Here is a 14,877-nt window from a genome sequence, read left to right as displayed (position 1 = left end):
TCACGCCGCCGCCGGCGGGCCCTCGGAGCTCCGGGAGACTCGGCGGAGACGGACGAGCACGCTGGCGTGGTCGCCAGGGGGAAGCTCGAGAGGCAGCCCCCGCCGGCGCAGGTCCGCCCCGGAGTAGGTGGCGCCGGTGTCGAGGTCGGCGAAGTCGCCGTCGCCGGTCGCCAGGCGCAGCGGCCCGGGGCTGTGCCCGTACGGCCGGATCGGGCACCAGGCGAGAATCACGTGGTCGTCGCCGAGCACGTACTGCACGCCGGTGAGCGTGGTTCCGGCCGCGGCCAGCCGGAACGCGGTTCCGTTCTGGACGACCGGCCGGATGGTCTTGTAGGCGGCGACCAGGCTCGCGGCCTCGGCCAGCTCCTCGGGGGTCCACGTGGTCAGATCGCCGCCGAGGCCCAGCACCCCGGCCATCGACACGTGGAAGCGGAATCGCAGCGGGGTCTCCCGCGCGGTGGTGACGTTCGGGCTGTCGGTGACCCAGGCGCTCATCACCCGGGCCGGAAACAGCTGAGCGAAGCCGTGCTGGACGGCGATCCGGTCGACCGGATCGGTGTTGTCGGACGGCCACATCTGGTCGGTGCGGCGCAGGATGCCGAGGTCGGCCCGGCCGCCGCCGCCGGCGCACGACTCGATGCGCAGGCCGGGGTGGTCGGCGCGGAGCCGGTCCATGATCTGGTAGACGGCCCGGACGTGGTCGACGTAGGCGCGATCCGGGGCCTCGGTGAACGGGCGGTTGCAGTCCCACTTGAGGAAGTCGAGGGCGAGCTCGCCGACCAGCCGGTCCAGCCAGTCGTGGGTCCAGGCGGCGACGTCCGGGCGGGACAGGTCGAGCACGAGCTGGTGGCGCATCTCGGTGCGGCGCCGGTACGGCTCGTGCAGCACCCAGTCGGGACGCTCGCGGTAGAGATCACTGTCGGGGTTGACCATCTCGGGCTCGACCCAGAGGCCGAAGCCCATTCCCAGTCGTCTGATCTCGTCGGCCAGCGGCTTCAACCCGTACGGGAATCGTTGGTGGTGGGGAAACCAATCGCCCAGGCCCGCGTGCGCGCTCACCCTGCTCCCGAACCAGCCGTCGTCCATGACGAAGAGCTCCGCGCCGAGGCTTGCCGCCAGTCGCGCCTGGGCCATCTGCCCGGCCTCGGTGACGTCGAAGCCGGTCGCCTCCCAGGAGTTGTAGAGGACCGGGCGGTCGTCTTTCCCCGGCAAGATCATTTGCGCGTACGCATGCCAGATCCGGCTCGCGCCACCGAAGCCGGCCGTGCTGTGCACCCCCGCGAACACCGGCGTCTCGAGGGTCTCCCCCGCGGTGAGCCGCCAGGTCAGGCCCTCGTGGCCGAAGCCGCCGGTCCAGCCGGTGCGGCCGCCGGGATCGCGGTGCAGCGTGACGCGCCAGCTCCCGCTCCAGGCGAGCGCCGTGCTCCACACCTCCCCGCTCTCCTCGCCGGCCGTCCCGTCGTCGACCGCCAGCCACGGGCTCGCATGATGGCTGGTCACGCCCCGGCGGCTGGTCAGCGTCGTCTCGGCCACCGGCAGCTCGGCGCGGTGCAGGCGGAACTCGCTGTTCCAGGCGCCGACCAGGTGGCTGACCCGGTAGCCGGGGGCGGTCGGCACCGTCCACGCCGCCGAGTCGCAGCGCAGCACGGTGATCTCTTGTTCGCCGACGTTCCGGACGTCGGTCCAGCGCTCGATCACCTCTCCGGCCATCCGGTAGTGCAGGGTGACGGCCAGCGGGTAGTGCCGGTCGGCAAGACGGATCGCCAGGTGCTCGCCGTCGATCTCGTGGCCGCGGTACTCCCACTCGACCGCCCGGGCGCCGTCGGCGAAGCGCACGATCAGGGCCGCCGGGCCGAACCGGCTGCCGCCCTCGACCGGCAGCTCGGCGGCGCCGGGGCCCTGCTCGAAGCTGCTGGCGGCGGGGTCGGGCCGGTCGGCGGACAGGGCCGCGGCCTGCGCCATGGTGATCGGCTCGCCCCAGTGCACGTGGCGGACGCCGAGGTCGGCGTCGAGCCGCACGGCGTAGGCGGTGGACGGTCCGCTCAGCAGCCAGAGGCAGCGGTGGGCATCGAAGGCGACAGGCATGCGGGGTCCTCGCGGTTACACGTCGATGTGGGGCCGAGCGTAGGAGCGCTCCGGTGCGGAAATCAATACTTGACGAAGTTAATTATTAGCTCTAGCTTTCGGTGATGGCCGCTCCCTCCGCTCTCGGCGCGTCGCCCGCGGCTGCCGCGATCCTGACCGCGCTGGTCACGGGTGGGCCGCAGAGCCGGGTGACGCTGGCGCGCAAGCTCGGGCTCTCCTCGGCGGCGGTGACGAAGGCGGCCCGGCCGCTGATCGACGCCGGCTACCTGGCCGAGCTCGACGCCACCGAGCGCACCGGGCCCGGCGCCGGCCGTCCGGCCAGCCCGCTGCGGGTGCATCCCGATCGCGAGTTCTTCGTCGGCGTGAAGCTGACCGGCGACGAGCTCATCGGCGTGGTCTGTGACCTGACCGCGCAGGTGCGGGCCGTCGTCCACCGCAGGCTGGGGAGTTCTGCGGTGGACGACGTGCTCGCCGAGATCGTGCTGCTGGTCGGCGAGCTGCTCGACGGGCCCTTCCGGGCCCGCACCAGCCGGCTCGGCCTGGCCGTCTCCGGTGACGTCGACCGGGCCACCGGCCTGGTCCGCTACTCCCCGTTCCTGCGCTGGCACAACGTCGACCTGGCCAAGCTGGCGGCCGGCGCGACGGGCTTGACCGTCACCGTCGAGAACGACGTCAAGGCACTCACCACGGCCGAGCACTGGTTCGGCGAGGGCGCCGGGGCGGACTCGTTCGCCCTGGTCACGGTCGGCTCCGGCATCGGTTGCGGCCTGGTCGTCAACGGTCGCCCGGTCTCCGGCTCGCACGGGGTGGCGGGCGAGATCGGCCACCTCTGCGTCGACGCGGCCGGCCCCGCGTGCCACTGCGGCAGCCGCGGTTGCGTCGAGGCGATCGCCGGCACGTCGTCCATTCTGGCCGCCATCGGTCGCGCCGGCCTCACGATCGAGGATGCCTACACCCTGGCCCGCGGCGGCGACGCCGCGGTGTCCGCCGTCCTCGCCCGGGCCGGCGAGGCGATCGGCCTGGCCATCGCGGCCGTGGCCAACCTGGTCGGCCCGGCCCACATCGTCGTCTCCGGCGAGGGCCTGGCCGCCTACGACCTCTTCGAACCACACATCCGAGCCGCCTTCGAGCGCCAGGCCTTCGGCGCGGCCGCGGACTGTCCGCTGTCGATCCGACCGCTGCCGTTCGAGGACTGGGCCCGCGGGGCGGCCGCCGTGAGCATCCAGTCCCGTCTCGTCTGAAGTTGCCCGGCTCACCCCGCCGTTTCGCAGCCCTTCTCGTACGGCAGAAGTGGCCGGACGCGCAGCGAGACCACGTGTTCTCCGGCCCTCCATCGGGTTTGCAACGTGGCCGTGCGCACCGAGGCCAGCAGCGGTTGCACCTGATCGCCCGCCACGACCTGACAGCGCTGGGTTTCTTTCAGCGGCCATGGGCGCATATCGGCGGTGTCGTCGCCGCCGTTGGCGATCGGGACGACCGCGACCCGATCGGGCACGTAGGCGCCGGTCGGCCCGCCGATCTCCGGAGCCTCATCGGCAAACCGCGCGACGCGCCCGCGAGCGCCGCCCTCGTCCGGATCCGGCTGAACGACGGACGTCGCGAACCGCCCCTTCGCCGACGTGATGTGAACGGCGAGCCCCGAGGCGTCCAGGACGTCGCTGCGATAGCTACGGTCCCGAAACAGCCCCGCATCACCGGCGCGGTCATAGAGGTCGGCAACCTGCGCGTCGGTGAGGCTACGGCGGGTCGCCGCCATGATGACGCCCTGATCCGCGGCGCGCGCAAACGCCGTCCCGTCCCCCAGCAGCACATAGGTCGGCGGCGCCCACCGCTCCCCCGGCGGCGAGAATCCCGGATGCCATTCGATCAGGACGATCGGCTCCGTCCCGCCGCGGGCCGGTGGCCCGTCGTGCCGCCCGGCACATCCCGCCACGACAAGCACCAGAGCCAGAAGGAGAAGTCCGCGCGATCGCATGCCCTCTTCGACGCGCCGAGAGTTGCTGACGTTGCACCGGATCTCAGTTGCCTCGCCTTTGCCCCGCCTTTGCCCCGCCTTTGCGCCGCCCCTCGATTGCGTTTCGCCGAAACTCGCTCGCCCCGCCTCCGCGCCGCCGGAATGATCCGGTGCGTGGCGCTTCACGAGAACGAGATCCCCGTGGACGAGACGATCGTGCGGTCGCTACTCCGCGCCCAGCACCCGGATCTGGCCGCGCTGGCGCTGTCGCCGGCCGGGGCGGGCACCGACAACACGATGTACCGGCTGGGCGACGACCTTCTGGTCCGCCTGCCCCGAACGCCGGACAAGGCGCGCGCCCTGACTAAGGAGCTGGCGTGGCTTCCCCGGCTGGGCACCCGGCTGACCATGCAGATCCCCGAGCCGCTTCACGCCGGAACGCCGGCTCCCGAGTTCCCGCTCCCGTGGGCCGTCTACCGCTGGATCGACGGCACTGAGGTCCGCCCCTGCACCGACGCTCGCCCCGGCACCGACGCCCGCCTTGGCACCGACGGCCGCCCCAGCACGGACGCCCGCCTCGGCACCGACGCCCGCCCCAGCACCGACGTCCGCCTTGGCACCGACGTCCGCCTTGGCACCGACGCCCGCCTCGGCACCGACGCCCACCTTCGCACCGACGCCCGCCCCGGCACCGTGTGCGACTGGTCAGCCTTCGGCACCGACCTGGCCGCCTTCGTCCGCGAGCTGCACGCCCTCGACCTGATGGGCGCGACCCGCGCCGGCGCCCTGTCGGGATATCGCGGCGGCAGCCTGAAGGACTGCGACGAGTGGATAGCCGGTTACTTCGACGACTGCCGGCGCACGCCGACCGCCGACCTAGATCTGGACTCCCTCGAACACCTCTGGCGCGCCGCCCTCGAGCTGCCCGAGCCGCCCACCCCGCACGTCTGGCTGCACACCGACCTCAAGCCCTCCAACCTGCTCGTCCGGAACGGCCGCCTGCACGCCGTCATCGATTTCGGCGGCCTGTCCGTGGGCGCGCCCGCCGCCGAGCACGCCGCCGTCTGGGACCTGCCACCCGCGGCCCGGCACGCATATTGGGACGCCCTGAACCTCGACGATCTCACCTGGACCCGCGCCCGAGCGTGGGCCGTGGCCGTCGGAATCAGCGGCGTCTCGTACTACCGGGAGTCCTGGCCCGCCTTCGTCGCCGAGTGCCGCTCCCGCCTCCAAGCCATCCTCACCGGCAGCTAGCCATCACCGGTCGTCCCCCCGGCTGAAGATCTGCAGGAAGAACAGGAACACGTTGAGAATGTCCAAGAAGATCGACGCCGCCAGCAACGGCGCCGAGTCGACGTCGGAGGACCGGCGCAGCCGCTGAAAGTCCACCATGGTCAGCCCCGCGAAGATGACCAGCCCGAGAATCGCGTAGATCAGCGCCCCGTTGGGGACGTTCACAAAGATCAGCACAACGCTGAACCCGATCAGCCCCACCAGCGCCCAGAACGAGATCCGCGCGATCACCGACAGGTCGCGCCGCGTCGCATAGCCGGCCGCACCGAACCCCGCGATGAACAGCGCCGTAGCCCCACCGGCCTGCCACAAGGCCTGCGGATCGTTGCTCGCGTAGTACGCAATCGTCGGCGCGACCCCCAGCCCGATGAACAGGCCGAACACCGCAAGCAGCCCAATCGTCAGCTCCCGCGACCGCCGGCTGGCAAACTGCATCCCGATCAGCGCCGCGAACGCGAGGATGTACGAAACGATCGCCGCCCCGCCGCCGAGGTTGCGCCCCAGATAGGCGCCGAGCGCAAACAGCCCCGCCGTAGCCGCAACAAACCCCATCGTCTGCGCGAACAGCGTGTGGCTCCGATCGCGGGCCGCCAGCCCCGACGAGCCGTACGAGTAAGTGTCGTTCATGCCTCAAGACTCCGACCATCACCGCCGGATGGAGCCAGGGATCGTCCCTGGTTCCCACGGGCACCCGGGCCCTGGCCCACCGATCGCGTCCTCGCATCACCGCCCCCTCATCGCCGCCGGTGCCGGACCGCCACTGTGCCCAGCGCCGCCAGCAGCAGGACCAGCGCCACCCCGCCGACCGCGAGCGGCGACGGGCCGCCGCCCAGGACTCCCATGTAATCCAGCCCGGCCACGTCATTGACCACCATGTACCAGAGCAGCGGATAGACCGCCTGGAAGAACCGCTGCGTCCGGCTAACCACCCCCAGCACCAGAGCCAGCGCCGGGATGAAGGCCACACCACCCAGCCAGTCGGCGATGTGCCCGTGCACGGCCATCGTCACCCCCGGCCCCAACCCGACCGCGGCCGTCAACACACCCCCGGCCACCCACTGCGCGAACGTGCGCAGCACCGGCGAGGGATAAGCCCCGAGCAACGCCTCGGCCCCGAGCTCCCGCGCCTGCGCACCGAGCCGCGACCAGATCAGCACCGGCCAGATCCACGCGGCCAGCAACAACGGCCCGGCGGCCGGAGGCGCCGCGACGCCGGCCACCACCAGCGCCACCGCAACGAGCCACCACCAGCGCGACACCCCGCGCGTGAGGATGCGCAGCTCCCCGCGAACCAGCCGCACGAAGCCCGCCCCACGCCTCGGCACGACGACCGGGCCCAGATTCCAACCTCCGGCCCGCCACGCCTTGGGGAGATCGGCCAAGGAAACGACCGATCCCTGCACCGACATCTCGCCGGAGACCGGAGCCGACGCATAGGCGCTGCCGGACGCACCAGGCGGCATCGCCGGCGACGGCTCCGACGCTGAGGCCGCGGCGCGTGCCCGGTCGAAACGGTCGAACCACAGGGCCGGCACGACGGCGGCCGCGGCCCCGAGCACGATCAGCAGCAGACGCTCGCCGGTGAAGGCAGCGGTGAAGTCGATGCCACTCCACGGGACCGTGCGCGGCGGATCGTCCAGATACATGAGGCCCAGCGACAGCTCGCCCAACCGGATGCCCTGGGCGGCGAACTGGTCGCGCACGGACTCGGCGAACGCTCCCACGCCGAGGCCGCCGAGCGGTGCGCTCGCCGACTGGCCCGCGATCGCGGCGGCCAGCGACAAGAACAGCCAGATGACGTTGCCGAGCCCGCCCCGCAGCACGGGCGTCGTCTCGAAGAGGATCGCGGCGGCCGCGGTCAGCGCCAGCACCGGGATGGTGCAGAGGACGAACGGCAGCAGCAGCGCGACGGGATGGACGGCCCGGGACTCGCCGCGGGCGAGCTGCATGGCCAGCGCCGTGACCGCCAGCGCACCCGCCATCGAGCTCAGCACCAGCAGGTTGCTGAGGAACTTGCCGGCCATGTATTCGCCGGCCCGCATCGGCGTCGCGGCCAGCAACTGCCCCACGCCCGTCTCCCGGTCGCGGGCGATCGCGGTCCTGATGACGTAGAAACCGGCGGTCGAGAGCCACAACGCCCCGGCGAGCGCCGTGACCGTACCGATGTAGGCGCTGTTGTAGACGCCGCGATAGGCGCCGGCGTTGACGATCGTCCACTGCGCACCCGCGCCCGGCGCCGCGAGATATCCGAGACCAACGGCGGCAAGAAGCATCACGAGGTACGCCGGGCGCCGCACCCGCTCACGGAAGTCGGCGACGGCCAGGGCCGCCAGCGCGCCGGGCCTCATCGGACCGTCTCCCGCACGCCACCGACCACCGCGAGGTAGACGTCCTCGAGGTCGGGTTGCACCGGCGCGGCGTCGGCAGCGGGCCGGACGGTCGAGAGCAGCCGCAGCCTGATGCCGTCCGTGGTGCGGACCATCCGGCTGATCGTGTGCCGCGACCGCATCGCGGCGAGTGCGGCCGGCTCGATCACCGTCTCCCATACGTGCCCGGACACCTCGCGCAACAGATCATCCGGTGCTCCGCGGCGCAGTACCCGGCCGTGGGCCACGATCGCGATGTCGCCGGCGACCGACTCGACGTCGGACACGATGTGGGTGGAGAGCAGGACGAGCCGGTCCACGGCCAGCTCGCTGAGCAGGTTGCGGAACCGGACCCGCTCCTCCGGGTCGAGCCCGGCGGTCGGCTCGTCGATGATGAGCACCCGCGGATCGGCCAGCAGCGTCTGCGCGATGCCGACCCGCCGCAGCATGCCGCCGGAGTAGCCGCCGAGCGGCCGTCTGACCGCCTCGGTGAGGTTGACCAGCTCGATCAGCTCGTCGATGCGCGCTCGGGCCGCCCGGGCGGGCAGGCCCTTCAGCGCCGCGAGGTAGGAGAGGAACTCCCTCGCCGTCAGGTGCGGATAGACGCCGAAGTCCTGCGGAAGATAGCCCAGGCGGCGCCGCAGAACGCCGGGCCGGGCGAGCACGTCGGTGCCGTCGAACAGCACCTGACCGCTGGTCGGCCGGGTGACGGTCGCGGCCACCCGCATCAGCGACGACTTGCCGGCGCCGTTGGGCCCGAGCAGGCCGACCACGCCCGGGCCGAGGCGCATCGTTATGCCGTCGACCGCCCGTTTGCCGCCGCGGTAGACCTTGGTGACATCGATCAGCTCGAACATCAGCTCGCCTTCCGCACGAGGGCGGTATGCCCCTCGCCCGCTTGCGCGACGACGGACCGCTTGCTGCCCGGATCGGTCGGCAGGGCGGACCTGCCGGGCACGGCGGTCACCCGGTAGGTCTCCGGCCCCGCGGGCAGCGTGACCTGCACCGAACCGGCGGCGCGGGCCTCGACCCGGGCCGGCGGACTGGCGAAGCTCAGGCGGACCGCGTTGCCGCCGGACGAGGCCGCGACATCCGGGGAGCGCGCGTCCGTGACGTCGACGGCATATTCCGCCTCCAACCGAAGCGGGCCGGCCGGGCGCTCGACGCGCAACCACGCGTCGGACACCGACGCGGTGAGGGCAGCCCCGAGCTCGACCGCCCGAACCGGGGCGTCGCTGCTCACCCGGACCGCGACCCCGGGCGGCACGCTGACGACGTGCCGGCCGCCGCAGTCGGGCACGAACCCGCTGCAGGTGATGCCGAGCCGCAGCGTGCCGCCGGTCAGCGACCAGGACGCGTTCCCCTTGACCGTGGCTTTGCCGGTCAGCGACCGCTGGACCGCGACGGCATCGCCGCCGCCGGCCACCAGGCGCAGATCGCCACCGTGATTGTCGATCACCAGCAGCGGGCCGCTCAGGGTGAAGTCGCGCTGGTCTTCGCGCGTCTCGTTGATCGCGCCGACGTCGGCGCAACCCGCGATCGAGATGACCAGGACGAATGGAATCAGAGGTCGTAGCCGCATGAGATGTCTCCGCTCCCGCTTGGTGGGGTGCCCAGCCCATCACCGGCGGAGGGTGCCGGGCACTACGGCCAGGCACCGGAAAAAGGTATGGCTAGGCATACCGCGGCCGAGCGGGCCGCCAATTAGCGTTGGGGCATGCCCACGCCGAGAACCGCGCTCGAGGCGGTCACCCGCCGCCGGTTCCTGGCGTCCGCGTGGCCGTGGCGCGCCACCGCTTACCTGGTGACCACCGGTCCGGTCGCGCTCGCGGCCGCCGTGCCGATGCTGGTGCTCGGCCTGCCCTGGGCGATCCTGCTCCGCCGCCTGGTGCAGTGGGACGACCCGTCGCTCGTCGAGCTGGCTCTCCTCCTACTAGGGGGCGCGGCGCTGATCGCGGCGTTCGGCCCCCTGGTGGCGCTCCCCGTCGGCGCGGTGGAGCGGCGAAGGCTCGGCCTGGTCGACACCCGGCCGGCACGGTCCGCTCACCGGCCGGTTCCCACCGGCCCGGGCCGGTGGCTGCGGCTCCGATATTCGGAGCCTGCGACCTGGCGCGAGCTCTGCTACACCGTGCTGCTGGCCGGTGGCGTTCCGATCTGGTACGGCGCGGTGCTGGCCTTCCTGGTGGTGGTCGGCATCTTCATCGTCAGCCCGTTCCTGGTCGACGGCGAGGGCCCGATCTCGCTCGGCATCGGCCAGGTGTCCACGGTTGGCGAGGCGATTCCCTACGCGCTGTTCGCGGTGGCGCTGCTGCCCGCCGTGCCGTACCTGCTGGCCCTGCTCGCCGGCACGCACGCCGCCGCCGCGCGACTGTTGCTGACCGGGCAGTCCGACGCCGGGCTGCGAGCCGAACTGATCGAGGTCTCCCGCTCCCGGGCGCGGCTCGTCGACGCGTTCGAGGCCGAGCGGCGGCGGATCGAGCGCGATCTGCACGACGGCGCTCAGCAGCGGCTGGTCAGCCTCACCCTGCAGCTCGGGCTGGCCCGGGTCGACCTGCCCAAGGAGTCCTCCGCCGGCAAGGCCGTGGCCGGCGCGCACGATCAGGCCAAGATGCTGATGGCCGAGCTGCGCGAGCTGATCCATGGCATCCGGCCGCAGACGCTGACCGAGGTCGGGCTGCCGGGAGCGTTGGGCGAGTTGGCCGACCAGGCCCCGATTCCCGTGCGCGTGCGCGCCGATCTGCCGGCGCGGCCACCCCCGGGCGTGGAGTCGGTCGCGTACTTCGTGGCCACCGAGGCACTCGCGAACGTCTTCAAGCACAGCGAGGCCGCGTCGGCCACCGTCACCGTCGCCTCACGAGATGACGTCCTCGCCGTCGAGGTTCTCGACGACGGTCGTGGCGGCGCCGACCCGGCGCGCGGCACCGGGCTCACCGGACTGGCCGATCGCGTGGCGGTGGCGGATGGCCGCATCTACCTGTCCAGCCCGCCCGGCGGGCCGACCCTGATTCGTGTGGAGATCCCGTGTCGACAGAGCGAACCATCCGAGTAGTCCTGGCCGAGGACGGCGTGCTCCTGCGGGAGGGGCTCATCGGCTTGATGGACCGGTTCGGGTTCGAGGTGGTGGCCGCGGTCGGTGACGCCGAGGCGCTGCGGGCCGCCGTCGTCGAGCATCGGCCCGACCTGGTGGTCACCGACATCCGGATGCCGCCGACGTTCACCGACGAGGGGTTGCGGGCGGCCGTCGAGCTTCGGCGCGACCAACCGGATCTGGCGGTGGTGGCGTTGAGCCAGTTCGTGCAGCAGGGTTATGCGTCCGATCTGCTGGACTCGCACGGCGGGCGAAAGGTGGGCTACCTGCTGAAGGACCGCGTGGTCGACGTCGAGGAGTTCGTCGCGTCGCTGCGGCAGGTCGTCGGCGGCGGCACGGTGGTCGACCCACAGGTGGTGCGGCAGCTGCTGCGCCGGCATCGCGACCCGGTCGCGCAGCTCTCGACGCGGGAGCGGGAGGTGTTGGCGCTGATCGCCGAGGGTCATTCCAACGCCGCGATCGCCCGCATCCTGATCGTCTCCGAGCCGGCCGTCGGCAAGCACGTCGGCAACATCCTCGCCAAGCTCGACCTCCCGCCGACCGACGACTCCAACCGCCGGGTCCTGGCCGTGCTCGCCTACCTGCGAAGCGATACCGCCCCCGCCGCGTCGTGATGGGGCGCCCATCAACACCGCGTGGCGAGGAGGGAGGCGAAGGGGTGGGGCTAGCCCTACCGTCGATCGGGTGGCTTGCGGGATCGGTTGCGGCGGCCTCGGTGCATAGCGTCAACGGCATGACCACGACGCAGATCGATGTGACTCTTGCTCCTGCTCCGGCCGTTCGTGTTTGGCCTCGGCTTGTTGCCGACACTCGCTATGTCGTTACCGGGCTTCCGGTGGCTGTGGTGGCCGCCATCGTGTGCCTCACCGGGGTCGCCGTCGGGGCGGGACTCTCCGTCGTCTGGGTCGGCGTGCCGATCCTGCTGGCGGCCATGCTCAAGGCTCGTGCCTTCGCCACGGCCGAGCGCGAACGAATCGCGCCGGTCCTCGAGGAAGCAATCGCCGAGCCCGCCTATCGGACGAGCGCCGACGACAGCATGCCGCGCCGGGCGCTGGCCGTCGTGGGTGACCCGCAGAGCTGGCGGGACCTCGCGCACGCGGGACTGCGGTTCATTCCCAGCACGATCGGGTTCTCGTTCGTCGTCACCTGGTGGGCGGGTGTCCTGGGCGGAACCACGTGGGCGCTCTGGGGGTGGGCGCTGCCCAGCGGGCCGGCCTACCGAGAGGTTCCGGAGATGCTCGGGCTCGGGGATGCCTACCCGACCAACGTCGGCTTCTACCTGATCGTGGCGGCTACCTTCGCGGCCACGCTGCCGATGGTCGCCCGGGCTGCGGCGCTGCTCGAGGCACGCTTCGCCCGCAGCCTGCTCGCCCGACGCAGTCCGGCGTAACACCCGAGCCTCCCTTGACGCTATATAAAGATCACCTTTATATTGCCCAGCATGTCCGGTGAACTCGGTCGCTCCTATCGATGGCTGCTCCACGTCTATCCGCGTGGCGCGCGACGGGCGGAACTGCGGGGCACGCTGCTCGAGGCGGGACGACGCCGGCCTACCGCACGGGAGGGCGGCAACCTGATCCGGCACGGCCTGCGCGCCCGGATGGGCTATCCGCGCGGGGGTGCCGTAGTGGTCCTGGTCTTTCTCGTCGCGCTCGCGGGCGCCTACTTCGGCGGAGCCGCCGGACACCGGCTGGGCTGGGAGTTCGCGCCTCCGATACCGAGCGGGGCGGCGGCCGCCGAGATCACCGGGACCGTCTTTCCGGGACTCAAGGTGTGGGGCGGCGGAGACGCGGACGTCATCGTCCCGCAAAGCGACGGCGAGGGCATCGAGTACGGCTACGTCACCTACTGGCTGCGCCACACCGACGCGACCCGCGACCTCCCCACCTACGCCACCGGAGCCAAGGATCGCCTGATCGCCGCGGGCTGGCGGGTGCACGACTACACCTATCAGCCGCCGGAGGACATGGTCGACCGCGGCCAGGACAGCAGCGTCACGTTCTGGGCCGACCGGCCGGGTCTCGTGCTCGGCTTCGAGGACGACCTGTGGACCGGCATGCCCGACTACGACTCCGACGGCGGCAGCACCCTCACGCTGCGCCGCCAGGAACCGCCGTGGCTCGGCCTGTTCGCGTGGCCGGGCGCGCTGCTCGGGTTCGCCGTTGCCTGGCTGCTCGCGGCCTGGACCGGCCGCCGCTTCCACACCGCCCGTGTCCCCGGCGGGCTGCCCGGCACGGTCACCGGGATCATGCTGTTTCTGCTGCTCCCGTCGATGCTGCTGATCCCGGTTCCCGACTCTCCGGGCCAGGCGCCGTGGTGGGCCGGCCTCGACAACGGCCTCACCAGCGTCTCGATCCCCGTCTTCCTGGCGGCGATCATGCTCATCGCCGCGGTCCTGATCGGCCCCAGCCCGATCCGGCGGCACCCTCGCTTGGCGATCACGGCCGCCGCGCTCCTGGCGATCGGCGCGCTGGTCGCGATCACGCTCCCCAAGGCCGGAAAACAGCTGGCCACGCTGCCCTGCCACCCCAGGCCCGGCCCTCCCGCCGAGGCGCCCGCAACGGCGATTCAAAACAGCAAGTCCGTGCACGTGTACGTCGACCCGGCGTCGACCGACCACGACCGGGCCCTGATCACGGCCGCCATGCGGCGCAGCTGGGCCGGCGGCGACGGTGAGCTGGTCTGGGACCCGTCCTCCGCCGCGTTCCGGGCCGAGTACTGCGATGGCGCCGCCGTCCCCGCCGACGCGGTCGCCACCCTGCCGTACTTCTTCACCTTCGAACTCGACGTCCCGTCCGACTACCCCGCCCTGCTCCAGGAAGTCCAGGGCATGCGGGGTGTAGTGGCTATCCACAGGCTGCCGAAACAGGAGAGCTGACCCGGTAGCGAAAGGGCTACTCTCCCGGCATGACCACCGCCCGCCTCCACGCGATCTGCATAAGCTCCCCCGACCCCGAGCGCCTCGCCACGTTCTGGTCCGGCGTCCTGCGCAGAGAGATCGGGCCCGGCAAACGCACGCTGCCGCCCCGCGACGACACCGAGGTCCGCATCAGGTTCCTCCAGAGCGACGACGCGAGCGACAGTCCGAGCGACGAGCCGAGCGGCAGGCCGAGCGACGAGCCGAGCGACCCGCCGAGCGACGAGCCGAAGGCGGCCTCGAACCGCGCCCATTTCGACCTCACCAGCCAGAGCCACGACGATCAGCGCGAGACCGTGGCGCGGGCCCTCGACCTCGGCGCCCGGCACATCGACGTCGGCCAGCGGCCCGAGGAGGGGCACGTCGTGCTCGCCGACCCCGACGGCAACCCGTTCTGCGTCGTCGAGCCGGGCAACAACTTCCTCGCCGGCTGCGGCGTTGTCGGGGCGCTGTCCTGCGACGGCACCCGCGAGGTCGGCCTCTTCTGGAGCGAGACCCTGGGCTGGCCCCTGGTCTGGGATCAGGATGAGGAGACCGCGATCCAGGCCCCGCACGGCGGCATGAAGATCTCGTGGGGCGGCCCGCCGGTGGCGCCCAAGACCGGGCGAAACCGGATCATCCTCGAGCTGATCGCTCTCCATGAGATCGGCGCTCCGGAAGGATATGCCGAGATGACCGACCCCGATGGCAACGAGTTCCGCGTGCTGGCGAGCGTCTACGAGGCGGCCGGCGGGCGGGACGGGCTGATCCGGCTGGCCGCGGCCTGGCACGAGCGGGTGCTCGCCGACGAGGTCGTGAGCCACGCCTTCAGTCACGGCTACCATCCCGATCACACCGAGCGCCTGGCCGCGTACTGGGCCGAGGCGCTCGGCGGGCCGGCCGCCTACACCGCTTCCTACGGGGACGAGACGTCGGTGGTGCGGATGCACAGTGGCAACGGCCCGCACGACGACATGAACCGGCGAGCGATCGACTGTTTCGACGTCGCGCTGGCCGACGCGGGCCTGACCGCCGAGCCGCTGCGGCAGGTGCTGCACGACTACTTCGCGTGGGCGACCGTCGAGTCGATGAACCGCTACCACCGGTCCGCCGACGAGGTCCCGGGAGACCTCCGCATCCCGCGCTGGTCGTGGGACGGGCTGGAGCCCACTCCGATCAGCGCAGCGTAGGGCGG

The 14,877-nt window shown here is 72.0% G+C and carries 13 protein-coding genes; 7 read left to right on the top strand and 6 right to left on the bottom strand.

Annotated features, from left to right (window positions below):
• Positions 1 to 2,085: an alpha-galactosidase gene (locus tag ACZ6TB_RS08730; RefSeq protein ID WP_465552149.1), complete on the bottom strand. Its 2,085-nt coding sequence runs from the start codon at positions 2,083 to 2,085 to the stop codon at positions 1 to 3.
• A 104-nt stretch (positions 2,086 to 2,189) separates the two neighbouring features.
• Between ACZ6TB_RS08730 and ACZ6TB_RS08725 the strand changes: the two genes are divergently transcribed.
• Positions 2,190 to 3,326: an ROK family transcriptional regulator gene (locus ACZ6TB_RS08725; protein WP_465552147.1), complete on the top strand. Its 1,137-nt coding sequence runs from the start codon at positions 2,190 to 2,192 to the stop codon at positions 3,324 to 3,326.
• An 11-nt stretch (positions 3,327 to 3,337) separates the two neighbouring features.
• Here the strand turns inward: ACZ6TB_RS08725 and ACZ6TB_RS08720 are convergent, their stop codons facing one another.
• Positions 3,338 to 4,060: a hypothetical protein gene (locus ACZ6TB_RS08720; RefSeq protein WP_465552145.1), complete on the bottom strand. Its 723-nt coding sequence runs from the start codon at positions 4,058 to 4,060 to the stop codon at positions 3,338 to 3,340.
• Between the two features lie 180 nt (positions 4,061 to 4,240).
• On the opposite strand from ACZ6TB_RS08720, the gene ACZ6TB_RS08715 reads away from it, so the two are divergent.
• Entirely contained in the window at positions 4,241 to 5,293 is a 1,053-nt protein-coding gene (locus tag ACZ6TB_RS08715; RefSeq protein WP_465552537.1) for an aminoglycoside phosphotransferase family protein, read from the top strand.
• A 3-nt stretch (positions 5,294 to 5,296) separates the two neighbouring features.
• Here the strand turns inward: ACZ6TB_RS08715 and ACZ6TB_RS08710 are convergent, their stop codons facing one another.
• The 4 genes from ACZ6TB_RS08710 to ACZ6TB_RS08695 all read right to left on the bottom strand — a co-directional run bounded on the left by ACZ6TB_RS08710 (position 5,297) and on the right by ACZ6TB_RS08695 (position 9,280).
• On the bottom strand, positions 5,297 to 5,959 hold the full coding sequence (locus ACZ6TB_RS08710) for a Bax inhibitor-1/YccA family protein (protein ID WP_465552143.1): 663 nt from the start codon (positions 5,957 to 5,959) through the stop codon (positions 5,297 to 5,299).
• A gap of 107 nt (positions 5,960 to 6,066) precedes the next feature.
• The gene (locus tag ACZ6TB_RS08705; protein WP_465552141.1) at positions 6,067 to 7,680 is read right to left on the bottom strand and encodes a hypothetical protein; all 1,614 of its coding nucleotides are present in this window, start codon (positions 7,678 to 7,680) and stop codon (positions 6,067 to 6,069) included.
• Positions 7,677 to 8,555 (bottom strand): ABC transporter ATP-binding protein, encoded by an 879-nt coding sequence (locus ACZ6TB_RS08700; protein WP_465552139.1) that lies wholly within the window; start codon positions 8,553 to 8,555, stop codon positions 7,677 to 7,679. The genes ACZ6TB_RS08705 and ACZ6TB_RS08700 overlap by 4 nt, the downstream gene beginning before the upstream one ends.
• Positions 8,555 to 9,280 (bottom strand): hypothetical protein, encoded by a 726-nt coding sequence (locus ACZ6TB_RS08695; RefSeq protein WP_465552137.1) that lies wholly within the window; start codon positions 9,278 to 9,280, stop codon positions 8,555 to 8,557. Before ACZ6TB_RS08695 ends, ACZ6TB_RS08700 begins: the two co-directional genes overlap by 1 nt.
• A 135-nt stretch (positions 9,281 to 9,415) precedes the next feature.
• On the opposite strand from ACZ6TB_RS08695, the gene ACZ6TB_RS08690 reads away from it, so the two are divergent.
• From ACZ6TB_RS08690 to ACZ6TB_RS08670, 5 genes are read left to right on the top strand one after another with little or no spacing between them, the layout of a single operon-like run.
• On the top strand, positions 9,416 to 10,747 hold the full coding sequence (locus tag ACZ6TB_RS08690) for a sensor histidine kinase (RefSeq protein WP_465552135.1): 1,332 nt from the start codon (positions 9,416 to 9,418) through the stop codon (positions 10,745 to 10,747).
• A gap of 47 nt (positions 10,748 to 10,794) precedes the next feature.
• A complete protein-coding gene (locus ACZ6TB_RS08685) occupies positions 10,795 to 11,400 on the top strand; it encodes a LuxR C-terminal-related transcriptional regulator (protein ID WP_465552535.1) in 606 nt (201 codons plus the stop codon).
• A complete protein-coding gene (locus ACZ6TB_RS08680; RefSeq protein ID WP_465552133.1) occupies positions 11,400 to 12,176 on the top strand; it encodes a sensor domain-containing protein in 777 nt (258 codons plus the stop codon). Before ACZ6TB_RS08685 ends, ACZ6TB_RS08680 begins: the two co-directional genes overlap by 1 nt.
• A gap of 51 nt (positions 12,177 to 12,227) precedes the next feature.
• The gene (locus tag ACZ6TB_RS08675) at positions 12,228 to 13,664 is read left to right on the top strand and encodes a hypothetical protein (protein WP_465552131.1); all 1,437 of its coding nucleotides are present in this window, start codon (positions 12,228 to 12,230) and stop codon (positions 13,662 to 13,664) included.
• A 29-nt stretch (positions 13,665 to 13,693) separates the two neighbouring features.
• Positions 13,694 to 14,872 carry a VOC family protein gene (locus tag ACZ6TB_RS08670; RefSeq protein WP_465552129.1) on the top strand — a complete coding sequence of 393 codons (1,179 nt, stop codon included), beginning with the start codon at positions 13,694 to 13,696 and terminating at the stop codon, positions 14,870 to 14,872.
• Positions 14,873 to 14,877 lie beyond the last annotated feature (5 nt).

It is taken from the genome of Actinoplanes sp. NPDC051537 (genome assembly GCF_055586105.1).
This window is presented reverse-complemented; position numbering and strand designations above follow the sequence as displayed.